Annotated in this window: 24 protein-coding genes, 1 pseudogene and 1 riboswitch; of the genes and pseudogenes, 13 read left to right on the plus strand and 12 right to left on the minus strand. The window is 72.2% G+C overall.

The genetic code is table 11. From position 1 onward, the window contains the following. Positions 1-173: 173 nt before the first annotated feature. Positions 174-1,511 carry an aminotransferase class I/II-fold pyridoxal phosphate-dependent enzyme gene (locus ACFXAE_RS33220; protein ID WP_384722434.1) on the minus strand — a complete coding sequence of 446 codons (1,338 nt, stop codon included), beginning with the start codon at positions 1,509-1,511 and terminating at the stop codon, positions 174-176. A 35-nt stretch (positions 1,512-1,546) separates the two neighbouring features. Between ACFXAE_RS33220 and ACFXAE_RS33225 the strand changes: the two genes are divergently transcribed. Together ACFXAE_RS33225 and ACFXAE_RS33230 are read left to right on the plus strand one after the other, a co-directional pair. After that, the gene (locus ACFXAE_RS33225; RefSeq protein WP_384722437.1) at positions 1,547-2,227 is read left to right on the plus strand and encodes a pyridoxamine 5'-phosphate oxidase family protein; all 681 of its coding nucleotides are present in this window, start codon (positions 1,547-1,549) and stop codon (positions 2,225-2,227) included. After that, positions 2,227-2,859, plus strand: coding sequence for an FMN-binding negative transcriptional regulator (locus ACFXAE_RS33230; RefSeq protein WP_384722441.1), 633 nt, complete (start codon positions 2,227-2,229; stop codon positions 2,857-2,859). Before ACFXAE_RS33225 ends, ACFXAE_RS33230 begins: the two co-directional genes overlap by 1 nt. A gap of 37 nt (positions 2,860-2,896) precedes the next feature. Here the strand turns inward: ACFXAE_RS33230 and ACFXAE_RS33235 are convergent, their stop codons facing one another. The 4 genes from ACFXAE_RS33235 to ACFXAE_RS33250 form a co-directional block, all read right to left on the minus strand. Continuing rightward, positions 2,897-3,853, minus strand: coding sequence for a DMT family transporter (locus tag ACFXAE_RS33235; protein ID WP_384722444.1), 957 nt, complete (start codon positions 3,851-3,853; stop codon positions 2,897-2,899). A 225-nt stretch (positions 3,854-4,078) separates the two neighbouring features. Further along, a complete protein-coding gene (locus ACFXAE_RS33240; RefSeq protein WP_384722447.1) occupies positions 4,079-5,080 on the minus strand; it encodes a DMT family transporter in 1,002 nt (333 codons plus the stop codon). Positions 5,081-5,126: 46 nt separating this feature from the next. After that, positions 5,127-5,660 carry a Clp protease N-terminal domain-containing protein gene (locus ACFXAE_RS33245; protein WP_384722450.1) on the minus strand — a complete coding sequence of 178 codons (534 nt, stop codon included), beginning with the start codon at positions 5,658-5,660 and terminating at the stop codon, positions 5,127-5,129. Positions 5,661-5,838: 178 nt separating this feature from the next. After that, on the minus strand, positions 5,839-6,471 hold the full coding sequence (locus ACFXAE_RS33250; RefSeq protein WP_384722453.1) for a PadR family transcriptional regulator: 633 nt from the start codon (positions 6,469-6,471) through the stop codon (positions 5,839-5,841). A 255-nt stretch (positions 6,472-6,726) separates the two neighbouring features. Here ACFXAE_RS33250 and ACFXAE_RS33255 point away from each other — a divergent pair. The 3 genes and pseudogenes from ACFXAE_RS33255 to ACFXAE_RS33265 all read left to right on the plus strand — a co-directional run. Next, a pseudogene (locus tag ACFXAE_RS33255) lies at positions 6,727-6,897 on the plus strand (LacI family DNA-binding transcriptional regulator); the annotation flags it as partial. A gap of 305 nt (positions 6,898-7,202) precedes the next feature. Then, positions 7,203-8,054, plus strand: a complete 852-nt coding sequence (locus ACFXAE_RS33260) for a phosphotransferase enzyme family protein (RefSeq protein ID WP_384722456.1) — start codon at positions 7,203-7,205, stop codon at positions 8,052-8,054. Positions 8,055-8,201: 147 nt separating this feature from the next. Next, entirely contained in the window at positions 8,202-9,011 is an 810-nt protein-coding gene (locus ACFXAE_RS33265) for a PhzF family phenazine biosynthesis protein (RefSeq protein ID WP_384722458.1), read from the plus strand. Between the two features lie 55 nt (positions 9,012-9,066). On the opposite strand, the gene ACFXAE_RS33270 is transcribed toward ACFXAE_RS33265, so the two are convergent. Together ACFXAE_RS33270 and ACFXAE_RS33275 are read right to left on the minus strand one after the other, a co-directional pair. Next, positions 9,067-9,867, minus strand: a complete 801-nt coding sequence (locus ACFXAE_RS33270; RefSeq protein ID WP_384722461.1) for a CPBP family intramembrane glutamic endopeptidase — start codon at positions 9,865-9,867, stop codon at positions 9,067-9,069. Positions 9,868-9,961: 94 nt separating this feature from the next. Continuing rightward, positions 9,962-11,479, minus strand: coding sequence for a glutamate-cysteine ligase family protein (locus ACFXAE_RS33275; RefSeq protein WP_384722464.1), 1,518 nt, complete (start codon positions 11,477-11,479; stop codon positions 9,962-9,964). A gap of 556 nt (positions 11,480-12,035) precedes the next feature. Here ACFXAE_RS33275 and ACFXAE_RS33280 point away from each other — a divergent pair. The 7 genes from ACFXAE_RS33280 to ACFXAE_RS33310 all read left to right on the plus strand — a co-directional run bounded on the left by ACFXAE_RS33280 (position 12,036) and on the right by ACFXAE_RS33310 (position 17,688). Then, positions 12,036-12,620, plus strand: a complete 585-nt coding sequence (locus ACFXAE_RS33280) for a hypothetical protein (RefSeq protein WP_384722467.1) — start codon at positions 12,036-12,038, stop codon at positions 12,618-12,620. 315 nt (positions 12,621-12,935) lie between these two features. Beyond that, a complete protein-coding gene (locus tag ACFXAE_RS33285) occupies positions 12,936-13,136 on the plus strand; it encodes a DUF5999 family protein (protein WP_384722470.1) in 201 nt (66 codons plus the stop codon). Positions 13,137-13,370: 234 nt separating this feature from the next. Continuing rightward, positions 13,371-14,405 (plus strand): LacI family DNA-binding transcriptional regulator, encoded by a 1,035-nt coding sequence (locus ACFXAE_RS33290; RefSeq protein WP_384722473.1) that lies wholly within the window; start codon positions 13,371-13,373, stop codon positions 14,403-14,405. Positions 14,406-14,436: 31 nt separating this feature from the next. Next, positions 14,437-14,832, plus strand: a complete 396-nt coding sequence (locus tag ACFXAE_RS33295) for a molybdopterin-binding protein (protein WP_384722476.1) — start codon at positions 14,437-14,439, stop codon at positions 14,830-14,832. 147 nt (positions 14,833-14,979) lie between these two features. Beyond that, positions 14,980-15,783, plus strand: a complete 804-nt coding sequence (gene modA / locus ACFXAE_RS33300) for a molybdate ABC transporter substrate-binding protein (protein WP_384722479.1) — start codon at positions 14,980-14,982, stop codon at positions 15,781-15,783. Further along, the gene (gene modB / locus ACFXAE_RS33305; RefSeq protein WP_384722482.1) at positions 15,780-16,607 is read left to right on the plus strand and encodes a molybdate ABC transporter permease subunit; all 828 of its coding nucleotides are present in this window, start codon (positions 15,780-15,782) and stop codon (positions 16,605-16,607) included. Before modA ends, modB begins: the two co-directional genes overlap by 4 nt. 4 nt (positions 16,608-16,611) lie before the next feature. Continuing rightward, positions 16,612-17,688, plus strand: coding sequence for an ABC transporter ATP-binding protein (locus tag ACFXAE_RS33310; RefSeq protein ID WP_384722485.1), 1,077 nt, complete (start codon positions 16,612-16,614; stop codon positions 17,686-17,688). A 55-nt stretch (positions 17,689-17,743) separates the two neighbouring features. On the opposite strand, the gene gcvP is transcribed toward ACFXAE_RS33310, so the two are convergent. Then, on the minus strand, positions 17,744-20,629 hold the full coding sequence (gene gcvP, locus ACFXAE_RS33315; protein ID WP_384722488.1) for an aminomethyl-transferring glycine dehydrogenase: 2,886 nt from the start codon (positions 20,627-20,629) through the stop codon (positions 17,744-17,746). Between the two features lie 174 nt (positions 20,630-20,803). Continuing rightward, positions 20,804-20,899, minus strand: a riboswitch (glycine riboswitch). A 114-nt stretch (positions 20,900-21,013) separates the two neighbouring features. Between gcvP and ACFXAE_RS33320 the strand changes: the two genes are divergently transcribed. Further along, positions 21,014-21,388, plus strand: coding sequence for a PRC-barrel domain-containing protein (locus ACFXAE_RS33320; RefSeq protein WP_384722491.1), 375 nt, complete (start codon positions 21,014-21,016; stop codon positions 21,386-21,388). Between the two features lie 10 nt (positions 21,389-21,398). On the opposite strand, the gene ACFXAE_RS33325 is transcribed toward ACFXAE_RS33320, so the two are convergent. The 4 genes from ACFXAE_RS33325 to ACFXAE_RS33340 form a co-directional block, all read right to left on the minus strand. Further along, the gene (locus tag ACFXAE_RS33325; protein ID WP_384722495.1) at positions 21,399-22,787 is read right to left on the minus strand and encodes a DNA polymerase IV; all 1,389 of its coding nucleotides are present in this window, start codon (positions 22,785-22,787) and stop codon (positions 21,399-21,401) included. Between the two features lie 49 nt (positions 22,788-22,836). Beyond that, the gene (locus ACFXAE_RS33330; protein WP_384722498.1) at positions 22,837-23,520 is read right to left on the minus strand and encodes a MerR family transcriptional regulator; all 684 of its coding nucleotides are present in this window, start codon (positions 23,518-23,520) and stop codon (positions 22,837-22,839) included. Between the two features lie 193 nt (positions 23,521-23,713). Beyond that, positions 23,714-24,187 carry a bifunctional nuclease family protein gene (locus tag ACFXAE_RS33335; RefSeq protein WP_004934251.1) on the minus strand — a complete coding sequence of 158 codons (474 nt, stop codon included), beginning with the start codon at positions 24,185-24,187 and terminating at the stop codon, positions 23,714-23,716. 83 nt (positions 24,188-24,270) lie between these two features. Continuing rightward, on the minus strand, positions 24,271-25,011 hold the full coding sequence (locus ACFXAE_RS33340; RefSeq protein ID WP_384722501.1) for a MerR family transcriptional regulator: 741 nt from the start codon (positions 25,009-25,011) through the stop codon (positions 24,271-24,273). Positions 25,012-25,046 lie beyond the last annotated feature (35 nt).

Genomic DNA, 25,046 nt, shown 5'->3' on the forward strand with positions numbered 1-25,046 from the left:
ACCGCGGGCAGGGCGGGGGCCGGGGCGGCACGGGCGGGCTGGGGTACCCCCTCCAGGGGAGGCACCCCGCGAACGCCGGGCTGCGCGACACCCCCGCCCAGCCCTCGCCCCCGGGAGCTCGCAGGAACCCGCACAGCCGTCCGCGGCCGGCCCGCAGCGCCTGGACACCCGCCTCAGACATACGTCCGCACCGGCCCCCCGGCCGGACCGATCGCCTCGGCGATCGCCTCGGACAGCGGCCCGATCTCTTCCTCGGTGAGCGTCGAGACGGTGACCCGGATGCCCTGCGCCGCGTTCATCCGGAAGCGGGCGCCGGGGGCCACCGCCCAGCCGGCGTGCAGCAGGCGGGCGACGGCGCCGGTCTCGTCGGGGACCGGCACCCACACGTTCATGCCGCTGCGCCCGTGCGCCGCGATCCCGCGCCGGTCCAGCGCCCCGATCAGCGCGTCCCGGCGCCGCCCGTACCGCACGGCCACGGCCGCCGGGTCCACCACGCCCTCGCTCCACAGCCGCGCCACCGCACGCTGGACGATCCGGCTGACCCAGCCCGGCCCGAGCCGCTGCCGTCCGCGCACCCGGTCGAGGGTGACCGCGTCCCCGGTGAGTACCGCGAGCCGCAGGTCGGGGCCGTAGGCCTTGGCCGCCGAACGCACGAAGGCCCAGCTGCGGGTCGTACCCGCGAGGGGGTGCAGGGGCAGGTCGACGATGTGATGGCCGTGGTCGTCCTCGATCAGCAGTGTGTCCGGGTGCTCGGCGAGCACCCGGCGCAGCGCACGCGCGCGTGCGGCGCTCAGCGCGGCACCGGTCGGGTTCTGTGCGCGGTCGGTGACGATCAGGGCCCGCGCCCCTCCCGCCAGCGCGCTCCGTACGTCGTCGGGGAGCGGGCCCTCGTCGTCGACCCCCACGGGCACGGTCCGCAGTCCCAGCGCCGGGACCAGGTCCAGCAGGCTCCCCCACCCCGGGTCCTCCACGGCGACCGCGTCCCCGGCCTTGAGGTGCGCCGCGAGCACCCGCTCCGTCGCGTCCAGCGCGCCCGAGGTGACGGCGACGGGCCCGTCGGGAACGCCGTCGGCGTCCAGCCCGGCCCGCGCCAGCCGCGCCAGTTCGGGCTCCACGGGCGCGTGCCCGTACAGCACCGGATCCCGGTCCCCCTCCCCGGCCGCCGCCGCGAACGCCCCGGCCAGCGCGGGCAGCAGCGCGGGATCCGGGTTGCCCTCGGACAGGTTCCGCACGCCGGGCGGAACCTCCACCCGGATGAGTTCACGCGCGGTGGTGGCCGGCTTGGGCCGCACCCGGCTCCCCCGTCGGCCCGCGGTCTCGATGACCCCGCGCTCGCGCAGGGTCCGGTACGCGGCGGCGACGGTGTTCGGGTTCACCTCGAGCCGCTCCGCCAACTCCCGCATGGGCGGCAGCAGTTCACCCGGCCGCAACGCCCCTTCCCCCACCGCACGCTCGATGCTCGCGGAAATCTCCGCCGCACGCCGCCCACTGATCCGATACTCTCCTAGCACAAAGCCGATTATGCACTAGTACAATGGAGAGCGCCATGCAGGGGACCCGGCAACAGCGGCCCGCAGCCATCTACCAGCCCACCGAGCGCACCGTCCCCACCCGCTCCCCCGACCGTGCCGCGTACGACAAGGAGCTGGTGCACGCGATACTCGACGAGGGCTACGTCTGTCATCTCGGCTTCGTCCGGGACGGCGCGCCGGTGGTACTGCCCACGCTGTACGGCCGGGTCGGCGAGTGTCTCTACGTCCACGGTTCGACCGGCTCACGCCCGCTGCGCGCGGCGGGCCGGGCCGGGGCCGGCCTCCCGGTCTGCCTGACCGTCACCCACGTCGACGGGCTGGTGCTGGCCCGTTCGGCCTTCCACCACTCGATCAACTACCGCTCCGTGGTGGTGCACGGCACGGCGTACGACGTGACCGACCCCGAGGAGAAGCGGCAGGCCCTCGACGCCCTGGTCGACCATGTCGTACCGGGCCGCGCCGCCGACTCCCGGCCGGCCGACAAGAAGGAGCTGGCCGCCACGGCGGTGATCCGCCTCGACCTGAACGAGGTCTCCGCCAAGCTCCGCACCGGCGGTGTCAACGACGAGCCCGAGGACCTCGCCCTCCCCCACTGGGCCGGCGTCGTCCCGCTGCGCAAGGGCTACGGCACCCCGCTCGCCGACCCGGGCCTGGCCCCCGGCACCGAGCTGCCCGGCTACCTGGCGGACCTGTGATGCTGATCCACCCCTGGGACGCGCCACGCGACGACGACGAGTGGCAGCGATGGCTGAGCGCGCACGACTTCGGACAGCTCGCGGTCAACGGCCCGCCGGGTGAGCCGCCCCACGTCCAGCCCGTGCACTTCGCCTACGACGCGGAGCGCGGCGAGGCGGTCACCCACCTGGCCCGGCCCAACCCGCTCTGGCACGCCGTCGAGGCCCGTCCGGAGGTCCTGCTGAGCGTGGTCGACGACTACGTCTACGTCCCCGGCCCCTGGCAGGCGGAGCCGGGAACCCCGTCCGAGCACGGTGTCCCGACGAGCCTCTACGCGTCCGTCCAACTGCGCTGCCGCGCCCATGTCGTGGACGATCCGGCGCAAAAGGCCGCGCTCCTCGACCGCCAGGCAGGCCACTTCCAGCCGGAGGGTGGCTCGGCGCGGGCGGCGGCGGGCGCGGCGCCGTACGGCAGGCTGCTGTCCGGGATCCGCGGGCTCCGGCTCGAAGTGACGGGCGTACGGGCGAAGTTCAAGTACGCGGGCAAGCGGTCCGAGGCGGTACGGGAGCGCATCGCGGCCGGGCTGGCGGACCGGGACGGCGCGCGTGACGCGGAGGCACGCGCGCACGTCCTGCGGCGGCAGCCGGCCTGATCCCCGGGGCCCTCCCGCGTGGAAGGGCCCCACGCCGTCACACCGGCGCCATGTCCGGCTTCCCCCTACGGGCGCGCGCACCCCGTGCCTCGCCGACCGCGAGTCCCGCGACCGAGCCGAGCATCAGCAGGGTGCCGGCCAGGGTGGCCGTCGTGAGCCGCTCACCGAGCAGGGCGACCGCGAGCACCGCCGCGCTCACCGGCTCCAGCAGCATGATCACGGACACGGTGGCCGACCGTACGACGGCCGCGCCGGCGAAGTAGAGGCCGTACGCGAGCGCCGTCGGCACGGAGGCGACGTACGCCAGCAGGCACAGCAGCACGCCGGGGGCGTCGGTGTGCGGCACCAGTCCCTCGACCGCGGCGAACGGCAGCAGCACCAGGCTGGTGACGGCGAACGCCCCGACGGTCGTACCGGAGGAGTCCGTACCGCCGTCGCGCCCCCACCAGCGGGTGAGCAGCGTCATCGCCGAGTATCCGGCCGCGGACAGCAGGGCGAGCAGGACGCCCCACGGGTCCACGGTCGCGCCCTCGCCGCCGAGGACGAGCACGACGAGTCCGGCGAGCGCGCCCACGACGGCGGCCAGTCCGCCGCGCCCGAGGCGCTCCCCCATGGTCAGTCGCGCGCCGAGCGCGATCAGTACGGGACCGGCGCCGAGGGTGACGACGGTGGCCACGGCCAGTCCCGTGGCGGAGACGGCCGCGAAGTAGGCGGTCTGGAAGGCCGCGAGCCCGATGCCGGTGGCTCCGGCCCGCAGCGCCCGCCGGCCGAGCGGCTCGGGGACGGCGGTCCGGGCGCGCCGCGACAGCGGCCGGGCGGCGAGCAGCAGCACCAGGCCGACCGCGCAGCGCCAGAAGGACAGGGCGACGGGCCCCATGTCGCTGGTCCGGTAGACCAGCGACGCGGCGGCGCCCGCGGTGCCCCAGGCGGCACCGGCGACGATCAGATAGAGGAGGCCTCGCCCGACGGGCAGGCCGGAGACGGCGTTCGGCACGTGTTCTCTCCGCGGATGCGCGCGCCACGCGCGTCGGCGTGGGCGCGGAAGTTCGGGAAGGGATCCCGGATCAGGCCCGGTCGGGACCGGGTCGGCGGGATCCGCGGACTTCGTCTGCGGGCAGCACCGTCACGCCCGGCGACCTGCCGGGCGGATGTACCGGAGGGCCCGCCTCAGGCGGCCGGCGGCGGAAGAACACATGCGCGTACGTACATGATCGGCACCCTATGCGGTGGTTCCCGGCGTGGACAACTCCCGTTCCGGCCCGCCGCTCGCCACCGGTTCCCCGGAGCCCTTCGCCGGCGTCGAGGACTGGGCGATGAAGGCTCCCGCGAGGACGACCAGGCCGCCCACGATCTGCGGTGCCGACAGATGCTCACCGAGCAGGACCCAGGCGAGGACGGTGGCGATGACCGCCTCCAGACAGGCCACGACACCGGCGACCTGCGGCGAGAGCCGGCGCACCGAGAGCACCCCCGTGACGTACGCGACGACCGTGGCGACGAGGACGATCCAGGCCAGCAGCGCGAAGGCAGCGACCGGAGTGCCGTCCATCTCCGCGCTGCCGGTGAGGACGGACCAGTCCATGGACCAGGGCCGGGCGACGACGGTGAGGACGGCTGTGCCGACCAGCAGCCCGTAGGCGATCACGCCGAGTGGGTCGGGGGCCTCCTCGCCGTCGCTGCCCTGGTCGGACAGGACGAAGTAGCCGACTTGGCAGCAGGCCGCGCCGAGCGCGAGCAGCAGACCGAGCGCGTCGAAGCCGAGGCCCGCCCACACCTCCACGACACAGGCGAGTCCGCCCACCGCCAGGACCACACCGACCGCGGCGGCACGGGTCACCGGCCGCCGCTGCACGAACCGCACCCAGCCGAGCACGAGCGCGGGCGCCAGATACTCGACCAGCAGCGCGACCCCGACGGGGATGCGGGAGAGGGCGGCGAAGTAGCAGGCCTGGACACCGGCCACGGCGAACAGACCGAACCCGGCGAGCAGCCCGGGCCTGCTCCGCAGGAGCCCCCGGTGGCGCACCGCCAGCGGCAGCATGACGAGTGCCGCGCCCGCCACCCGCAGCCACACGACGTGAAGCGGGTCGAGACCCGCCTCGATCAGCGGCTTGGCCGCCACACCGGAACCCCCGAAGGCCAGCGCGGACAGCAGCGCGAGGCCGAGTCCGACGCCTTTGCGGCGGTCGCTCGGGGTACTGACAGAGGTAGGCACCGGCACATGATGACAGGCCTCGACAGGAGCGTCACCCCTGATGACACCTGTCTCACCGACTGGACGACACCTCGAGCCGGGCGAACAGTTCACGGTGGTCGGTTCCGGCGCGTTCGAGGACCTCGACGGCACGCGCCCGCGGGTCCACGACGATCGCCGCGAGCAGGTCCGTACCGCACACCGGGCCGCGGCCATGGCGGGCGGCGCGCTCGTGGGCGTACTCCATGCAGCCCGCGGCCAGCGGTGAGAAGCCCGCGGCCTCGGTCACCACGGCGACGCCGCCGGAGCCCTCGACCGCGCTCTGCCAGCGCAGGCCGTAGCCGATGCTGCGCTGCACCAGATAGCCGAGCAGCCGGGCGATCTGCGGACCCTCGCCGAAGACGGCTCTCACCTCGGCGTCGGACTCCAGGAGCGAATGCAGCAGATGGGCGGTGTCGATCTGCCGGTCCCCGTCCCGGACCGCTCTGCGCCGGGCACCGGCCACCACCGCCGCCAGCTCGACGCCGAGCCTGGCATCGTTCTCCGCGCGACGGATGCCCTGCTCCTGGAGCTCCCGGGCCTGTCGCCGGGGGGTACGGGGTTGCACACCCCCACCTCATCAGCCCCGCGAGCCCGGGACATCCCCGGCGGGAAGCATCTTGGCGTCCCACGGGAAGTGGACGCCCCGGGCCGGAATCTCCTCCTTGCGAAGGAGATCAGGGCGTTTCCGCCCGAGGGGCGCGCGCCGGTTTGCGCCGCGCCCCCGCCGGTCCTCACCGATACCTTCAGCCCTCGTCGGCGAGGATGAGGTACAGCTTCTTGCGGGCCTCGTTGATGACGGCGAGAGCCTTCTCCCGCTGCTCCTTGCTGCCCGTCTTCCAGACCTGGCCGAAGGCCTCCATCAGGCCGAAGCCGGCCTGCCGGATCTCGCTCAGCGCCTCCCAGTCGACCCCGCGCGAGGCCTCCTCCCAGGGAGCCTCGGGGCCTTCCTCGGCCGCCGAGCGACCGGCGTCGGTGAGCGAGAACAGCTTCTTGCCGCCCTCGGACTCGCTGGCGATCAGCCCCTCGTCCTCCAGCAGCTGAAGGGTGGGGTACACCGAGCCGGGGCTGGGCTTCCACGCCCCGCCGCTGCGCCCGGCGATCTCCTGGATCATCTCGTAGCCGTGCATCGGACGGTCCTTCAGCAGGGCCAGGATCGACGCCCGTACGTCACCGCGCCGCGCCCTTCCCCTCGGTCCGCCGCGCCCTCGCCCGCCCCAGGGGCCGCCATGACCGAAACCCGGGCCGAAGGGACCACCGGGACCGCCCGGGCCCCCCGGACCGAAGGGCCCGAAGGCCGCCCGCAGCCGCTCGAAGTCGCCCCGGCCGCCACGCGGGCCGCCATGACCGTGTCCGTGCTCGTGACCATGGGTATGCATCGCCACCACTCCATTCCATCGTTGATCTGTCGCGATGCTTCAACGATATATCGGAAGCGTTCGTTCGGCAACCCCCGGGCCGGCCGACCGACTCGCGCATCGGTGGTTCGCCCCGGCACGGTCCCCTCGGCCTCGCGGCGGCCGAGGCCGGCTCGGCCGAACGGGGCCGGTGCCCGGCCGAATTCAACTGCTGACGCAGGCGGTCGACGGCTAACGTGTCCAGCGCCCGGGGAACTGCGCGCATCGGAGAAGGTGTTGACGGAACGGTCGAACGGATATCGCCCCACACTCGAGGACGTGGCGCGCCGGGCAGGAGTGTCGAAGTCCACCGTGTCCCGTGTGATCAATGGCGAGCCCAGAGTGCGGGCGACGGTCGCGGAACGCATCCGACAGGCTGTGGACGAACTCGGCCACGTACCCGACCAGGACGTCGAGGCCATGGGACGCCTGATGGCCCGGCTGCTGTTCAGACGGACGACGGACGAGCCCGCGTCGCGGGACTCCGGCCCTCCGCCGTCCTCCGTGGTCACCCCGGCCCGTTTGGTCGTACGGAAGTCCGCCTGACCGGGCGTCCGGCCCGTCGACCGCGCCGAGGTGAAGGCGCGGCCGGGCCGAGCGGTTTCAGGGGCGGACCGCCGATCACGTCGCGCCACCGCGGCTCATCGGTACGGTGCGCGGGTTCACCGCTCGGAGAGTCGTGGCAACGTTCAAGGGAGAGGAAGCGGGCAACGATGCAGACGTCAGAGGTCCCGCGTGCGGTGACCGCGGCCATGTCGACCGCCTCATCACTCGGCCTGACGGTCGACGACGTGATCGTTCTTCATGACTCGAACAAACTCACTCTGCGTCTGCTGCCCTGTGACGTCCTGGCCCGGGTGGCACCTGTGGCGCATCAGGTCGCGCGGTTCGAAGTCGATCTTGCTCAGCGGCTCGCCGGGACCGGGAGCCCTGTGGCTGCTCTCGAGCCCCGGGTGGAGCCACGCGTCCATGAGCGTGACGGCTTCGTGATCACGCTGTGGACCTACTACGAGCCCGTGGCACCTCGAGAGGTCCCACCGGCCGACTACGCCCATGCGCTCGAGCGGCTGCACGCCGGTATGCGCGAGCTCGATGTCCCGGCGCCGCACTTCACGGACCGGGTCGAGCAGGCTCGACACCTCGTGGCGAACCGCGACCGCACCCCGGCGCTCGCCGACGCGGACCGGGAGCTGCTCGGCGACACGTTGCGACGCCTGAGACGAGTGATCGGCGAGCGCGGCGGCGCCGAGCAGCTGCTGCACGGAGAGCCGCACCCGGGCAACCTGCTCACCACGGAGAACGGGCTGCTGTTCATAGACCTCGAGACGTGTTGCCGTGGGCCCGTCGAATTCGACCTCGCCCATGCCCCCGAAGAAGTCGGCGAGCACTGTCCGGGTGTCGATCGGGACCTGCTGCGCGAGTGCCGGATCCTCGTGCTGGCGGTGATCACAGCGTGGCGCTGGGACCGGGACGACCAGCTCCCGGACGGGCGCCGGCTGGGCACGGAGTGGCTCAGCCGGATCCGGGCCGCACGCGACCGCAACGGCTTCGACACCCCTGGCTGATCGCGGACCTTCGGGGTCGCAGCCGGCCGGCTGTCGATGTCTTCGCGCACTCTTCGCCGAGACAGGTCACCGGCGGCCCCGGCAATCGGGCCGCCACCCGCGAATTGGCCTTGGCCTGCGGCTTCGCACTGCCCGTACGGTCAGGTCATGCGGATTCGAATCGTCGACGCCTTCACCGACCGGCCCTTCGCCGGCAACCCCGCCGGAGTACTGCTGCTCGACGCCTTCCCGGAAGACCCCTGGCTGCAGAACGTCGCCCTGGAGGTCAACCACGCCGAGACGGCCTTCGCCCACCCGCTCCCCGCGGGCGGCGAGGCCGACTGGGCGCTGCGCTGGTTCACCCCCGCCACCGAGGTGGCGATGTGCGGCCACGCGACGCTGGCCACCGCGCACGTCCTGCACACCACCGGCGCGCACCGGGGCCCGGTGCGGTTCGCCACCCGCAGCGGCGTCCTCGTCGCCACACCCGGCGAGGACGGCGCCGTCACCCTGGACTTCCCCACCGCCCCGCTCACCGCGGTCGACGTTCCCGAGGGCGTCGCCGAGGCGCTGGGCGCCCGGCCGCTCACGGCGTTCGACACCGGCCCGAACATCGGAGACCTGCTCGTCGAGGTCGCCGACGAGCGGACCGTCCACGCCCTGCGACCCGACCTCAAGGCCTTGGCCGCCTACTCCGAGCGCGGCATCATCGCCACCGCCCGCGCCGAGAACCCCGCACTCGGCTACGACTTCGTCTCCCGCTGCTTCTTCCCGAACGTCGGCATCGACGAGGACCCGGTCACCGGCAGCGCGCACACCGCTCTGGCCCCCTACTGGTCCGAGCGCCTCGGCCGCCCCGGCCTCACCGGTCTGCAGGCCTCACCGCGCTCCGGCCGCGTCCGCACCGAGGTGCGTGGTGAGCGCACCCTGCTGAGCGGACGGGCCGTGACGGTCATCGAGGGCGACCTGCTGGTCTGACCCCGGTACGCCAAAGGGGCGTACGGCCGCGCCGCACGCCCCCTTTGCCGCTGCCTCACGCCGTCGGCAGCCAGTCCACCTTGCCGGCCAGCAGCGCGTACCCCACGAACGCCCCGATGTCGAGCAGCGTGTGCGCGACCACCAGCGGACCGACACGCCCCCAGCGCCGGTAGAGGTACACGAACACCACGCCCATCACCATGTTCCCGATGAAGCCGCCGATGCCCTGGTAGAGGTGGTACGAGCCGCGCAGCACCGAACTGCCCGCCATCGCCGCGCCGGGGCTCCAGCCCAGCTGATCGAGCCGGCGCAGCAGATAGCCGACGACGACGACCTCTTCGAGGATCGAGTTCTGCATCGCCGAGAGGATCAGCACGGGGTACTTCCACCACACCTCGGGCAGCGCCTCCGGCACCACGGTGAGGTTGAACCCGAAACCGCGCGCGGCCAGGTAGAAGGCGATGCCGCTGCTGCCGATGACCGCCGCGACCGCCGCTCCGCGGCCGAGGTCGGGCCAGGGCCGGGTGCGGTCGAAGCCGAGGGTGCGCAGCCCCGCGCCCTCGCGCAGCAGGAAGTGCGCCACCAGCGCGACGGGTACGAGCGCCGTGGTGATCCCGAAGAGCTGCCAGGCGAGGTCCAGCCAGGGGCGGCCCGGCGCGGCCGAGGCGTTGAGGGTGGCCGCCTGGTCCTTCAGGCCGCCCGGTTCGGTGACCGAGCCGACAAAGCTGATCAGGGCCGACACTCCGCTCGCGCCGAGCGACAGCGCGAGCACGAGAAGCGTCTCGTTGCGGAGCGTCGTCCGCGAGAGCCTCCGGCCGCAATACGCATCGGCCCCCGGGCCCGCCTCCGCCTGCACACCTGCCTCCACATCACCGATCGGTCCGATCAGTATGAGGGCAGCGGCTGTGCGCCCGGCCCGGGGGCCGTGCGGGAGCGGCCCGTGGAGGGGGTCAGCCCGTCGGCACCGGTTCCGGCAGTCCCACCGGCCAGCTGTGCACCGGATCGCCCTGCTGCGTCAGCTCACGGTAGCGGAGGGTGGTGGCGGCCAGGGCGGCCTCCCGGCCGAGGCCCAGGTCCAGGGCCCGGTGGAAGGTCGCGGCCTGCCAGGTCGCGCCGTTCACCCTTCGCCGGCACCGCTCCTCGATCACCTCGAGGTACAGATCGCGGTCGGCGGGCTCGATCCCCCACGCGTCCAGCCCGGCCTCGGCGAGCGGCAGCAGTTCGTCCCGTACGAGGGTGACCGCGTCCACCTCGCCCAGCCCGCCCAGGCGACCCCGCCGGGGCCAGGTGAGGCGGGCGTCGATGCCGTGCTTGCAGGCGGCGTCGAAGTTGGCGGCCGCCGCCTCGAACGGCAGCCGGGTCCACACCGGCCGGCTGTCCTCGGCGAGGGCGCGGACCACACCGTAGTAGAAGGCCGCGTTGGCGATGACGTCGGTGACGGTGGGACCGGCGGGCAGCACACGGTTCTCCACCCGCAGGTGGGGGACGCCGTCGGCGATGCCGTAGACGGGGCGGTTCCAGCGGTAGACGGTGCCGTTGTGCAGGACGAGTTCGGCGAGGCTGGGGACGCCGCCCCGGTCCAGCACCTCGAGCGGGTCCTCGTCGTCGCAGAGGGGCAGCAGAGCCGGGTAGTAGCGCAGGTTCTCCTCGAACAGGTCGAACGCCGAGGTCACCCAGCGCTCCCCGAACCAGGTGCGCGGCCGCACGCCCTGGGCCTGGAGCTCGGGCGGGCGGGTGTCGGTGGACTGCTGGAACAGCGGGGGCCGGGACTCGCGCCACAGTTCGCGGCCGAACAGGAACGGCGAGTTGGCGCCGACGGCGACCTGGACGGCGGCGACGGCCTGGGCCGCGTTCCACACACTGGCGAAGCGCTCCGGGGTGACCTGGAGGTGCAGTTGCACCGAGGTGCAGGCGGCCTCGGGGGCGATGGACTTGGAGGTGCAGCTGAGGCGCTCGACGCCGTCGATGTCGAGGGTGAAGTCCTCACCGCGCGCGGCCACGATCTGTTCGTTGAGCAACGCGTAGCGGTCGACGTCGGAAAGGTTCGAGGAGACCAGGTCGTCCCGGTCCAGCGTCGGCAGGATGCCGATCATCACGATCCCCGCGTCCACCTCTCCGGCTTTCCGGTCGGCGTACGCGAGCGAAGTGCGCAGTTCCTCGTCGAGCCGGTCGAATACCCGCCCGCCCAATCGGTGGGGGGCGATGTTCACTTCCAGATTGAACATGGCGAGCTCTGTTTGGAAGTCCCTGCTGGCGATCCGTTCGAGGACTTGCGCATTCAACATTTTCGGCATGCCGTCGGCGCCCGCGAGATTCAATTCGATCTCCAGCCCCATGAGGTTCTTGGGGCGGTCGAACCGCTTCTCCGCCAGGAGTCGCTCCAAGCCCGTCAGACAGCTGCGGAGCTTCTCGCGGTAGCGCTGGCGATCGGACAGGTCGAATTGACCTGCCACGACCTTCTCCCCCATCGAAGCGTCCCTTCTTGCACGGGCGGATCGAAGATCGTCCGCCGGGGTCCCGGTTCACAGGCAAGGATGCCCCGTCGATGCGATCGATAACGCCCCGGACGGCACCGCCGACCGCTAGTCTGGCCGATGTGACCAGTGGCACATTCACGGGGCATGGCACAGAAGGCGACTTGCGGGTCGGTTGCGAACTCGTGAAAAAAGCCGACGAGAATTGGCCGACCACTTCGCGGTCATTTTCCGAGGTCATCGGCGTGCGCCCTGCCTGGAATCGGGATGATTTTCGCGTTTCACCGACCAGAAGTACCCTTGTTCCACCGGTCGAAAACAGCTAGACGAAACATAGTCTGAACACGTGTCGTATAAACTTTGCGCACAAGGCAGAAGGTGGGCGCCCGCGGTTCGAGTGATCCAGCCGAGAGGTGGCGTGCGGTACTCCTCGCCCCGTCTCCCGGACTCGGCCCCCGGCCCCTGCCTCTCTGGCCTTCGCGAGCTGACAGCGCCGTCCGCCACGCCCCGCCCTCGCGCCACTGTGCCTTCGAATGAGAGGCGACCCACCATGCCCCTGCATGTCCCCCCGGCTCCCGCGCCCGCACTGCGTTCCGTCCTGACCGCGCTCTCCTCTCCGACCGCGGTCCGCGAAGCCCGAACTCCCTCCCTGCTCGTCGCCCAGGGACCCGCCTCAGCCGAGCTGCCTCTCCCCGTGCACGTCCTGGACCGGACCGCCCCCGACGGCGGGACTTCGACCCGGCTGGCCGGCTGGCGTTTCCTGATCCGCACCGGTGACCGCGCGGTGGCCGCCGCGGACGCCGTGCTCACCGCCGACGGCTGGGCGTTCTCCCGCTTCTTCGAAGGCCCCTACATCGCCTCCACCGAGCTCGCGCTGCGCCAGGCCGAGGCCATGGCGCAGCCGTACCAGCCCCGGCTGCTCTCGGTGCCGAGCCTCTACATGCTGGCGCTCTGGCTGCACGGCGATCCCACCGCGGACGGCGCCACCGGCCACCCGGCCGCCACCGATCTGCTCGTCCCGCTCGCCCCGGCACCGCCCGGCATCGCGGCCCACCGCCCGCACCGGTTCACCGACCTGCTCCCGGTCCTGACACACCGGGTGGCACCGACCCGCCTGCTCGGCTCACCCGCCTGAGAAGACACCGCGTACCCCGCCGTCCGGAACTCCCGACGCGGCGGGGTACGTGCTGTTCCCGGGAGGACTAGCCCCATCCGGCCACGGTGAACCACCCGAAGTGACAGTGCAGTTGAGATGAACCGTCCGCGCGGGTGACGCGTCATCACCCTGTGAGGAGCGGTGCCGCGAAATCCCTGCGGATCGTCTCCCATGGGGCAACACTGGTTTCCGACCGACTTATCACAACGGGGGGCGGCCATGAACGAAGCTTCACGCCACGGAACTGAAACGACAGCCGACTCACAGGTCACCACAGAGCGAGAGATCCCACCCATGTGCCAGCACCAGCCACCGTGCCCCTCAGCCGACTCCGCCGACCGGGAATCCGCCCGTCTCGTGGCGCACCACCCGGAACAGGGCTGGAGCCTGCTGTGCAACGGTGTCGTGTTCTTCGAGGACACCGGTGAACTCCTGCCCGACGGCAGCATCATCGCCCCGCAGCGTCCCCGGGGCGCCAGCCTGACCACCGCCTGAGCACGACCGGGCGGAACGGGGCCCGCCCGGGGACACGAGGGGCCGGACGCGGAACCTCCCGCGCGCCGGCCCCCGCGCGTGTCGGGGATGGATCACTCACGGTAGTCCGGTACGTGGAAAGGGTGACCGGCCGGCCCTTCCGGCAGGAGTCCGCCCCGCGACGCCTTCCCACGGGCGCCCGCTTTCCGGAAGACTCCTGGACATTCCGCGGGTTTCGTCACGGAGGTGGGGCAAGTGGCAGCACAGAGGGTCGACGCCGGGGGCAGAGTCACGATCACGGAGATCGCCCGGCAGGCCGGCGTCTCCGTGCCGACCGTCTCCCGCGTGGTCAACGGCCGCTCCGACGTCTCCCCGGGGACCCGCGCCCGGGTCGAGGACCTGCTGCGCCGGCACGGCTACCGCAAGCGCCCCGCCGCCTCCCCCTCCCGTGCGGCCCTGCTCGACCTCGTCTTCAACGACCTCGACAGCCCCTGGGCCGTGGAGATCATCCGCGGTGTCGAGGAGGTCGCCCACGGCGCCGGGGTGGGCACGGTGGTGTCGGCGATCCACGGGCGCTCCGGTGACGCCCGGGAGTGGATGCGCAACCTGCGGGCCCGCGCGTCCGACGGCGTCATCCTCGTGACCTCGGCGCTGGAATCCACGCTGCACGAGGAGCTGCGCATCCTGGGGGTGCCGCTGGTGGTCGTGGACCCGGCGGGCTCCCCCGCCCTGGACGTGCCGACCATCGGCGCCGCCAACTGGTCGGGCGGTCTGGCCGCGACCGAACATCTGCTCGCCCTGGGGCACCGCAGGATCGGCATGATCGCCGGGCCACCGCGGCTGCTCTGCTCACGCGCGCGGCTCGACGGTTACCGGGCGGCGCTCGAAGGCTCGGGCATCACGCTCGACGCATCGCTGGTGGTGCCCGGCGATTTCAGACCGGAGTCCGGCTTCGCGGGCTGCAACGTCCTGCTGGACCTGCCGGAGCCGCCGACCGCGGTGTTCGCGGCCAGCGACCAGATGGCGCTGGGGGCGATCGAGGCGCTGCGCGGCCGGGGGCTCAGGGTCCCGGAGGACATGAGCGTGGTCGGCTTCGACGACCTTCCGGAAGTCCGTTGGTCGGCGCCGCCGCTGACCACCGTCCGACAGCCCCTGGCCGACATGGGCAAACTCGCCGTCCGCACGGTGCTCCGTCTCACCCGCGACGAACAGCCGGACTCCCCCCGCGTGGAACTGGCCACGGACCTCGTCGTCCGGGCGAGCACGGCGGCTCCCGCCGAGCGGGGCTGACGTACCCCCGGCACCGCCTATCGTGACCGGCATGCAGTCCTACACGATCGGCCAGGCAGCGAGGCTGCTCGGCGTGAGCCCGGACACCGCCCGCCGCTGGGCGGACGCGGGGCGTATCACCACCCACCGCGACGACGGCGGACGCCGGCTCGTCGACGGACGGGACCTGGCGGCGTTCTCCGTCGAACTCGCCGGGTCCGGCGCCGTCGAGGAGGGCACCCCGTACACCTCCGCCCGCAACGCCTTCCCCGGCATCGTCACCGCGATCAAGCTCGGCGACGTCGTCGCCCAGGTCGAGATCCAGGCCGGCCCGCACCGCCTCGTGTCGCTGCTCACCCGGGAGGCCGTCGAGGAACTGGGGCTGGAGGTCGGCATGGAGGCCACGGCCCGCGTGAAGTCGACGAACGTCCACATCGACCGCACCTGAGTGACCGCACATGCACGACCTCTGACTACTTCCCCTCGCTCCTGCGATGAGGAACAGGGTGAACGCCTGGCAGATGCGTCAGTATGATCGACGTATCGGGAGGGCTCTGCGGGCTCTTCCACCGGCCCACAGAGAGAGTCCTCCGACATGACCCGTTCGCATCGGACCCGTCGGATCGCCGGCGCCGGGACAGCCGCCGCCGTACTGGTGCTGAGCGCCTGCTCCGCGTCCGGCTCGGATACGTCGGCGTCCGCGGAGTCCGGCGGACAGGGCATCACCGGCACGGTCACCGTCTTCGCGGCCGCCTCGCTGGAGGAGGGTTTCACGACGCTGGGCGAGCGCTTCGAGAAGGAACACCCGGGGACCGAGGTCACCTTCAACTTCGGCGGCAGCGACGGACTGGCCGCCGGAATCAACAACGGCGCACCGGCCGACGTCTTCGCGACGGCCAGCGCCAGGACGATGAAGCTCGTCACGGACGAGGGACACACGGCGGGCAGACCGGGCACGTTCGTCCGCAACCGGCTGGAGATCGCCACCGCGCCGGGCAACCCGCACGCGATCGACTCCCTCGACGACCTGACCGCATCCGGCCTCAAGGTCGTGCTGTGCGACGAGACGGTGCCCTGCGGAGCCGCCGCGCGGACCGCTCTCGCCGCCGGCGGGGTCGAGCTGGAGCCGGTCTCGTACGAGCAGGACGTCAAGAGCGCCCTGACGAAGGTCGAGCTGAAGGAGGCCGACGCCGCCGTCGTGTACCGCACGGATGTGAAGGCTGCCGGTGACAAGGTGGCGGGTGTGGAGTTCCCGGAGTCCGCCGAGGCCGTCAACGACTATCCGATCGCCCGGCTCGAGAACGCGCCCAATCCGTCGGCGGCGAAGGCGTTCGTGGCGCTGGTGAAGTCCCCCGAGGGCCAGAAGGTGCTGGGTGGGGCGGGGTTCCTGAAGCCATGACCACCGGCCGGAAAACCTCCCGGAAGGCACGCCCCCGCGCCCCCGGCCGCGGTGTCCCCCTCGCCCTCCTCGCGCCCGCCCTCCTGGGTCTGGCGTTCCTCCTGGTCCCGCTCCTCGCCCTCCTCCTGCGCGCCCCCTGGCGCAGCCTCCCCGAGCAGCTGACCAGCCCCGAGGTGTGGGACGCGCTGCGCCTGTCGCTGCTCTGCGCCACGACGGCGACCGCGCTGAGCCTGGTCATCGGCGTTCCGCTGGCCTGGCTGCTGGCCCGTACGGACTTCCCCGGCCGTGGCCTGGTCCGCGCCCTGGTGACGCTCCCGCTGGTGCTGCCCCCGGTGGTGAGCGGTGTCGCCCTGCTGCTCGCCCTGGGCCGCAACGGCGTCGTCGGCCAGTGGCTGGACGCGTGGTTCGGCATCACCCTGCCCTTCACCACCGCGGGCGTCGTCCTCGCCGAGACGTTCGTGGCGATGCCGTTCCTCGTCATCAGCGTCGAGGGCACGCTGCGGGCCGCCGACCCGCGCTACGAGGAGGCGGCCGCCACCCTGGGCGCCTCCCGCTTCACCGCGTTCCGCCGGGTCACGCTGCCGCTGATCGCTCCCGGCATCGCGGCCGGTGCCGTACTGGCCTGGGCCCGGGCCCTCGGGGAGTTCGGCGCGACGATCACCTTCGCCGGCAACTTCCCCGGCCGCACCCAGACCATGCCGCTCGCGGTCTACCTCGCCCTGCAGAACGACCCGGCCGCCGCCATCGCCCTCAGCCTGGTCCTGCTGGCGGTGTCCATCGCCGTACTGGCCGGGCTGCGGGACCGCTGGATGAGGACCGTCTGACACCATGCCGAAGAATCCCGGGACCATGCCCAACGCCGCCGCCGAGGGCCTGGACGCACACCTGGTCGTGGACCGCGGCTCCTTCCGCCTGGACATCGCGCTGACCGCCGCGCCCGGTGACGTCGTCGCCCTGCTGGGCCCGAACGGGGCCGGCAAGACCACCGCCCTGCGCGCACTCGCGGGCCTCGCCCCGTTCGGCGCCGGCCATCTGCGGCTGGACGGCGTGGATCTGCGCCGCACACCGCCGGAGTCGCGCCCGGTGGGTGTCGTCTTCCAGGACTATCTGCTCTTCCCGCACCTGACCGCGCTCGACAACGTGGCCTTCGGACCGCGCTGCCGGGGCGCCGGCAAGGCGGAGGCACGCGCACAGGCCGCCGAGTGGCTCGACCGCATGGGTCTGGCCGAGCACGCGGGCGCCAAGCCCCGGCGGCTGTCCGGCGGCCAGGCCCAGCGGGTGGCCCTCGCCCGCGCCCTGGCCACCCACCCCCGGCTGCTGCTCCTGGACGAACCGCTCGCCGCCCTGGACGCCCGCACCCGGCTGGAGGTGCGCGCGCGGCTCCGCCGCCATCTCGCCGCGTTCGAGGCCGTCGCCGTCCTGGTCACGCACGACCCGCTGGACGCCATGGTGCTCGCCGACCGTCTGGTCGTCGTGGAGCAGGGCCGGATCGTGCAGGAGGGCACGCCCTCCGACATCGCCCGTCACCCGCGCACCGAGTACATCGCCCAGCTGGTCGGCCTCAACCTGTACCGCGGGCGGGCCGACGGCCACACGGTGCGGCTCGACGCGGGCCCCGCCGTCAGTACCACTGAGGATCTCTCCGGGCCCGCCTTCGTGGCGTTCCCGCCCGGCGCCGTCACCCTGTACCGGGACCGGCCGACCGGCTCCAGCGCCCGCAACCTCTGGCGCTGCGCGGTCGCCGGTCTTGAGACCCACGGGAACCAGATCCGCGCGGAGCTCACCGGTGAACTCGCCCTGGCGGCCGACCTCACCACGGTCGCCGCGGCCGAACTCGACCTCCATCCGGGCGCACCGGTCTGGGCGGCCGTCAAGGCGACGCAGACGCACGCGTACCCGGCCTAGCCGCACATGCCGAAGGGCCCCGCTCCGGCGTCGGAGCGGGGCCCTTCGGCATGTGTCAGTCCTCGTACGCGTCCAGCGGCGGGCAGGAGCAGACCAGGTTCCGGTCGCCGAAGGCCTGGTCGATGCGGCGCACCGGCGGCCAGTACTTGTCGGCGGCGCTCACCCCGGCCGGGAACACGGCCTCCTCGCGGGCGTACGCGTGGTCCCACTCACCGCCGAGCGCGGCGGCGGTGTGCGGGGCGTTGCGCAGCGGGTTGTCGTCCGCGGGCCACTCGCCGGAGCCGACCTTCTCGATCTCCGCGCGAATCGCGATCATCGCCTCGCAGAAACGGTCGAGTTCGGTCAGGTCCTCGGACTCGGTGGGCTCGATCATCAGGGTGCCGGCCACCGGGAACGACATCGTCGGCGCGTGGAAGCCGTAGTCGATCAGTCGCTTCGCCACGTCGTCGACGCTGACGCCGGTCGCCTTGGTCAGCGGGCGCAGGTCGATGATGCACTCGTGCGCGACCAGCCCGCCGGGACCGGTGTAGAGCACCGGGTAGTGCGGCTCGAGGCGCTTGGCGATGTAGTTGGCGCTGAGCACGGCCACCTGCGTGGCCCGCTTCAGGCCCTCGCCGCCCATGAGACGGACGTACGCCCACGAGATCGGCAGGATGCCCGCCGAGCCCCACGGCGCCGCCGAGATCGGCCCGACGCCCGTCTCCGGGCCGGCCTCCGGCTGGAGCGGGTGGTTCGGCAGGTACGGAGCGAGGTGCGCCCGTACACCGACCGGCCCGACGCCGGGACCGCCGCCGCCGTGCGGGATGCAGAAGGTCTTGTGCAGGTTCAGGTGCGAGACGTCGCCGCCGAAATGGCCCGGCTTCGCCAGACCCACCAGCGCGTTGAGGTTGGCGCCGTCCACGTACACCTGGCCGCCGGCCTCGTGCACCTCGGCGCAGATGTCGGCGACGTGCTCCTCGAACACGCCGTGCGTCGAGGGGTACGTGATCATCAGCACGGACAGCTCGTCGCGGTACTGCCCGATCTTCGCCCGCAGGTCCGCGACGTCGATCTCCCCGTCGTCGGACGTCCTGACGACGACGACCTTCATGCCGGCCATCACCGCGCTGGCGGCGTTGGTGCCGTGCGCGGAGGACGGGATGAGGCAGACGGTGCGCTGCTCGTCGCCGTTGGCCCGGTGGTAGCCGCGTACGGCGAGCAGCCCGGCCAGCTCGCCCTGGGAGCCGGCGTTGGGCTGCAGGGAGACCTTGTCGTAGCCGGTGACCTCGGCGAGACGTTCCTCCAGCTCGTGGATGAGCGTGAGGTAACCCCGGGCCTGCTCGGCGGGCACGAAGGGGTGCAGCTGACCGAACTCGGGCCAGGTGACCGGCTCCATCTCGGTGGTCGCGTTGAGCTTCATGGTGCAGGAGCCCAGCGGGATCATGCCGCGGTCCAGCGCGTAGTCACGGTCGGAGAGCCGGCGCAGGTAGCGCAGCATCGCGGTCTCGGAACGGTGCTGCTGGAAGACGGGGTGCGTCAGGTACTCGTCGTTGCGCAGCAGGGCGTCCGGCAGCGTGTCCCGCGCGGCCGCGTCCAGGACCTCGATGTCGCCCTCGGCCCCGAAGGCGCTCCACACGGCGGCCAGCTGCGCCCGGGTGGTGGTCTCGTCACAGGCGATCGAGACGTGGTCGGCGTCGACCAGACGCAGGTTGACGCCGTTGTCGCGGGCGGCGGCAACGACCTCGGCGGCCCGCCCTGCGACGCGCACGGTCAGCGTGTCGAAGTAGGAGGCGTGCACGATCTCGGCTCCGCCGGCCCGCAGCCCTTCGGCGAGGACCGTGGCGTACCGGTGGGTGCGCCGGGCGATCAGCCGCAGCCCCTCCGGGCCGTGGTAGACGGCGTACATGCCGGCCATGACGGCGAGCAGCACCTGGGCGGTGCAGATGTTGCTGGTGGCCTTCTCGCGGCGGATGTGCTGCTCACGGGTCTGGAGGGCGAGGCGGTAGGCCTTGTGCCCGTCCGCGTCGACGGAGACGCCGACGAGTCGTCCGGGCAGGCTGCGCGCCATCTTCTCCTGCACGGCCATGTAGCCGGCGTGCGGCCCGCCGAAGCCCATCGGCACACCGAAGCGCTGCGTGGTGCCGACCGCGATGTCCGCGCCCAGCTCGCCGGGCGATTTCAGCAGCGTGAGGGCGAGCAGATCGGCGGCGACGGTGACGAGCGCGCCGAGCTCGTGCGCCTGGTCGATCAGCGGCTTGATGTCGCGTACGGCACCGGAGGCGCCCGGGTACTGGATCAGGACGCCGTTGATCTCGCGCTCGGCGAGTTCGGCGGGGATGCCCTCGCTCAGGTCGGCGACGACGACCTCGACGCCGGTCGGCTCGGCGCGGGTCTCGATCACGGCGACGGTCTGCGGCAGCGCGTCCGCGTCGACCAGGAACAGGCCCTTCTTGTTCTTGCCCATGCGCCGCGAGAGCGCCATCGCCTCGGCGGCGGCGGTGCCCTCGTCGAGCAGGGAGGCACCGGAGGTCGGCAGGCCGGTGAGTTCGGCGACCACGGTCTGGAAGTTGAGCAGCGCCTCGAGCCGCCCCTGGGAGATCTCCGGCTGGTACGGCGTGTAGGCCGTGTACCAGGCGGGGTTCTCCATCACGTTGCGCAGGATGACGGGCGGGGTGAAGGTCCCGTAGTACCCGAGCCCGATCATGGAGCCGAGCACCTCGTTGCGGTCGGCCAGCGTACGCAGTTCGGCCAGCACCTCGGCCTCGCTCCGGGCACCCGGCAGGTCCAGCGCGTCGGCGTTCTTGATGACATCCGGCACGGCGGCGGCCGTCAGCTCGTCCAGCGAGCCGTAGCCGACCTGCGCGAGCATCTTGGCCCGGGCCTCGTGGTCGGGGCCGATGTGGCGCTGCTCGAAGGGGATTCCCTGTTCGAGCTCGGAGAGCGGAGTGCGAGGGGCGGTCATTGAGGAGGCCTCCTGGTCCGACGACCTTCGAGGGGCACCACGGCGCGGGTACCCGGACGGCCTCCCCCTCTGTCATCTCAACCTGAGAGCTTCACCGGACGGCCCGAAGGCGTCCGGTTTTCACCGTCGGTGAGAGCGGAAGCCGTCGGCATCCGCTCTGCTTTCCAGAGTGACCTCGTCCGTGCGGTACGTGTGCCTGAGAGATTCCGGGGAGGATTTGCTCCTTCGGCGCCCCCGATGGTGTCCGGAGGGCTCTCCCGCACGGGGTCAGCAGCCGTTTGCCAGCGTACCAGCGAGCACCACACCAGTACCTTCGAGTGGCCGCCCAGCCGATTGTGCCGTTTTGTAGTGCTTACGGATGAGTTTGCGACCAGTGGAGGGCCCGTGCAGACCGACATCGATCCGCGCCACCTGATCGGCCGCAAGGCGTTCGACCGCAACGGAACCCGGATCGGCACGATCGACGAGGTCTACCTCGACGACGCCACCGGCGTACCGGAATGGGCGGCGATACGCACCGGTCTGTTCAGCAGGGACGCCTTCGTCCCCCTGGAACCCAGCGACCTCGTCGACGGCGCCCTCCACGTCCCCTTCGAACGCGCCCTCATCAAGGACGCCCCCGACTTCGGCGTGGGCCGCCACCTCTCCCCCGAACAGGAACTCCAGCTCTACCACCACTACGGCCTGGACCTCGCCGCTCCTCCTCCCCTCCCGGACCGCGACTTCGGCAAACTCGCCGGGAACGACAAGCCGGCCTGATCCGCCCTGCTCACCGGCCCTCCGCTCGCGCCCCTCCGCCGGCCCCCGCGCCCTCGGCCTCCCCGGGTCTTCGGGACACCAGCGGCAACGGTTCCGCCGGTTGCAGAGCCGGGTCGTCGACGCGGAAGGTCTTCACCCGGCCCGGCTCCGAGTCGGGTGTCTCGAAGCGCACCGTGACCCGGCCCAGCCCGCTGCCCTGCACCCATCCGTGCCCGTGCACGGCGTGCCGTACGTCGTGCCCCGCCGGCCAGCGCCGCTCGGCGGGCGCCTCCGGCTCCGGCGCGGGCGCGGTCTCGGCCGCCTCCTGCGGGAGATCGTCCACGCGCCCGCCCGCCTGCGCGAACAGGTCCTCCTGCGTGTAGTCGGCCAGCCCGCTGACCCCGACGCCCAGCAACCGCACCCCACCCGTCGTGTCGACCGAGTCCAGCAGCCGCGCGGCCGCCTCCCGCACCACCGCCGGATCGTCCGTGGGGCCCCGCAGCGTCTCGGACCGGGTGAGGGTGGAGAAGTCGTACCGGCGCACCTTCAGCACGATGGTCCGCCCCGACAGTCCCGCCGCCCGCAGCCTGCGCACGCACCGGTCCGCGAGCCGCTGCACCTCCGTACCGACCCGCACCCGGTCGTGAATGTCCACGTCGTACGTGTCCTCCACCGACACCGACTTGGCCTCCCGTTCGGCCACCACGGGCCGCTCGTCCCGGGCCAGCGCCATCGCGAACAGCGCGTGCCCGTGGGCCTTGCCCAGCAGCCGTACGAGCTCGTCCTCCCCGGCCTCGGCGATCTCCTCGACCGTGTGGATCCCCGCCCGCCGCAGATGATCACCGGTCGCCGGCCCGACGCCCGGCAGGGTGCGGACCGACAGCGGTCCCAACAGGGCCCGCTCCGTACCCGGCTCGATCAGCACCAGTCCGTCCGGCTTCGCCTGCTCCGAGGCGATCTTCGCCAGCATCTTGGAGGCCGCGAGCCCCACCGACCCGGTGAGCCCCGTGACCGCTCGTATGTCCGCGCGCAGCTTCGCCCCGGCCAGCCGCGCCGACCGCTCGTCCCAGGCCGTGCCGCCGGCCTCCAGGTCCACGAACGCCTCGTCCAGGCTCAGCGGCTCCACCAGCGGTGACAGGGCTCTCAGCAACTCCATCACCTGATCGCTGACCGACCGGTAGAGAGCGAACCTCGGCACCAGATACGCGGCGTTCGGCGCGCGCCGCCGGGCCTGCGCCATGGGCATCGCCGAGTGGACGCCGAAGACCCGTGCCTCGTACGAGGCGGTGGCCACCACACCCCGCGGCCCGAGCCCGCCCACGACGACCGCCTTCCCGCGCAGGCTCGGCTTGGACGCCTGCTCCACCGAGGCGAAGAAGGCATCCATGTCGAGATGCAGGATCGTGGGCGCGGATCTCACCTCTCCGATGCTGCCCTACGCCACTGACAACGGCCGTTCCCGGACGGTCTCAGACGGCCTTGTTCCGCCGTCGTGCCAGCTCGTCCATCGGGTTGTGTCCGACCAGGGTCTCCCCGGTGTCGATGCGCTCCCCGTGCAGCTGGGACAGCGCGCTCTCCACGTCCCGCCACACCACGCCCACGGCGATGCCGAAGACGCCCTGGCCACCCTGGAGCAGAGCGTGGACCTCGTCGGGCGAGGTGCACTCGTAGACCGTGGCGCCGTCGCTCATCAGCGTCATGCGCTCCAGGTCGCTGAAGCCGCGCTCACGCAGGTGCTGGACCGCGGTGCGGATGTTCTGCAGGGAGACGCCCGTGTCCAGGAACCGCTTGACGATCTTCAGCACGACGACGTCGCGGAAGCTGTACAGCCGCTGCGTGCCCGATCCATGGGCCGGCCGCACGCTCGGCTCGACCAGACCCGTACGGGCCCAGTAGTCGAGCTGCCGGTAGGTGATACCGGCGGCGGCGCAGGCCGTGGGCCCCCGGTAGCCGATCTGCTCGGACGCCATGGATGTCGCCCCTCCGCTGCTCGGCACAGCCGTCGGTCGCTGCGGAGCGTGGTCGATCGCGCCGCCGTACGCGGGAGGCTCCCCGCTCGGACGGAGCCGGGAGCTCTGGGGAGGGTACGGCCCGCTCGCCCCGAAACCGCGTCCGGGGGCACCCCCAGCCGTACCGTCGCCGCTGCTTCTCACGCCGACCTCCGTCCTTGACCTGCCTCCTCGAAGGTAGGCAGTCACCAAGGGTGCGTCAACGATCGCCACACTCGGCACGCCGAGTGATAATCACCCTAAGAGTGGTTTCCCGTACCTCACGGTGGGGAAAGGCTAGCCGAATGCCTTCGGCGCGAGCCTCGGCGGCCGACCGGACGGCGGCCACCGGCCGCCCTCACTGGTTACTGGTTCCGAAGTCCTCCGGCGAGATCTGGTCGAGGAACTCGCGGAACTTCTCCACCTCGTCCTCCTGCTCGTCCGGGATGGCGATCCCGGCGTCGTCGAGCACCGTGTCACTGCCGTAGATCGGCGTACCCGTCCGCAGGGCCAGCGCTATGGCGTCGGAGGGGCGGGCACTCACCTCGACACCGCTGGCGAACACCAGCTCCGCGTAGAAGACGCCCTCGCGCAGATCGGTGATGCGCACTTCCGTGAGCTCCTGTCCGACGGCTTCCAGCACGTCCTTGAACAGGTCGTGGGTCAGCGGCCGTGCGGGTGCCATGCCCTGCTGGGCGAAGGCGATGGCCGTCGCCTCCCCCGGTCCGATCCAGATGGGGAGGTAGCGGTCGCCGCCCACTTCACGCAACAGCACGATCGGTTGGTTGGAGGGCATCTCGACCCGGACACCTACGACATCGAGCTCGTTCACACAGCAACCCTAGGCCGTGCCCGGGACGTTTGGGTAGTCGGGCAGGGAACGGGTGGCCGATCCGGGCCCCATGCCGCTCCGTCTCAGGGCAGCCGTATCCCGAGTGCCGCCTGCACCAGTGCCGCGTGCAGCTTCACCGTGAGCCCCGCCAGCTCCTTCGTACGCGCCTGAGCGTGGGCCCTGGTCTGCGGGTTGCGGTGACGCTTCAGCGGGGCGACGACCTGGTCCACCAGTCCGGCCTCACGGTCGGCGGCGGCCTTCATCGCCCTCAGATGACGCGGCTCGATCCCGAACCGCCCCAGCTCGGTGATGAGCCCTGCGACGGTGACCGACTCGGCGTCGTACACGCCGTCCTCGACCGGGGCGAGCAGCCCGTACGACTCCCACTCGGCGAGCATCCGCTCGTCGATACCGGCGGCCTCCAGCAGCCGGCCGCGCCCGATACGCGCCGCCGTGGGCCCCTCGACGGCGGACTCCTGACCGGTGTCCCCGTCCCCCGGGCGGCCCAGCACCGGCAGCTGGACGACCTCGCCGCGCTCCATGGCGTCAAGGTGCTCACGGATCACCTTGAGCGGCAGGTAGTGGTCGCGCTGCATGCGCAGCACATGGCCGAGACGCTCGACGTCCCCGGCCCCGAACTTGCGGTACCCCGACGGAGTCCGCTGCGGCTCGATCAGCCCCTCCGACTCCAGGAAACGGATCTTGGAGATGGTGACCTCGGGGAACTCCTCGCGCAGCACGTTCAGCACCGCGCCGATGCTCATCAGTCCGGTGCCCGCGGCGGCGGCGCCGTCGCCGGCACCGCCGCTCGGTGTCTGAACCATGAACCTTCCCTGGGTTCCCCGGACGGATCCGGGGA

It is taken from the genome of Streptomyces sp. NPDC059454 (assembly GCF_042749965.1).
Lineage (GTDB): Bacteria > Actinomycetota > Actinomycetes > Streptomycetales > Streptomycetaceae > Streptomyces.

What these genes read in the sequence shown, in the direction of transcription:
- ACFXAE_RS33280 (WP_384722467.1), top strand. Translation starts at nt 12,036, where the DNA reads ATGCCCCTGCATGTCCCCCCGGCTCCCGCGCCCGCACTGCGTTCCGTC.
- ACFXAE_RS33295 (WP_384722476.1), top strand. Translation starts at nt 14,437, where the DNA reads ATGCAGTCCTACACGATCGGCCAGGCAGCGAGGCTGCTCGGCGTGAGC.
- ACFXAE_RS33275 (WP_384722464.1), bottom strand. Translation starts at nt 11,479, where the DNA reads ATGGGGGAGAAGGTCGTGGCAGGTCAATTCGACCTGTCCGATCGCCAG.
- ACFXAE_RS33250 (WP_384722453.1), bottom strand. Translation starts at nt 6,471, where the DNA reads ATGCATACCCATGGTCACGAGCACGGACACGGTCATGGCGGCCCGCGT.
- modB (WP_384722482.1), top strand. Translation starts at nt 15,780, where the DNA reads ATGACCACCGGCCGGAAAACCTCCCGGAAGGCACGCCCCCGCGCCCCC.
- ACFXAE_RS33285 (WP_384722470.1), top strand. Translation starts at nt 12,936, where the DNA reads ATGTGCCAGCACCAGCCACCGTGCCCCTCAGCCGACTCCGCCGACCGG.
- modA (WP_384722479.1), top strand. Translation starts at nt 14,980, where the DNA reads ATGACCCGTTCGCATCGGACCCGTCGGATCGCCGGCGCCGGGACAGCC.
- ACFXAE_RS33230 (WP_384722441.1), top strand. Translation starts at nt 2,227, where the DNA reads ATGCTGATCCACCCCTGGGACGCGCCACGCGACGACGACGAGTGGCAG.
- gcvP (WP_384722488.1), bottom strand. Translation starts at nt 20,629, where the DNA reads ATGACCGCCCCTCGCACTCCGCTCTCCGAGCTCGAACAGGGAATCCCC.
- ACFXAE_RS33260 (WP_384722456.1), top strand. Translation starts at nt 7,203, where the DNA reads ATGCAGACGTCAGAGGTCCCGCGTGCGGTGACCGCGGCCATGTCGACC.
- ACFXAE_RS33340 (WP_384722501.1), bottom strand. Translation starts at nt 25,011, where the DNA reads ATGGTTCAGACACCGAGCGGCGGTGCCGGCGACGGCGCCGCCGCCGCG.
- ACFXAE_RS33265 (WP_384722458.1), top strand. Translation starts at nt 8,202, where the DNA reads ATGCGGATTCGAATCGTCGACGCCTTCACCGACCGGCCCTTCGCCGGC.
- ACFXAE_RS33310 (WP_384722485.1), top strand. Translation starts at nt 16,612, where the DNA reads ATGCCGAAGAATCCCGGGACCATGCCCAACGCCGCCGCCGAGGGCCTG.
- ACFXAE_RS33225 (WP_384722437.1), top strand. Translation starts at nt 1,547, where the DNA reads ATGCAGGGGACCCGGCAACAGCGGCCCGCAGCCATCTACCAGCCCACC.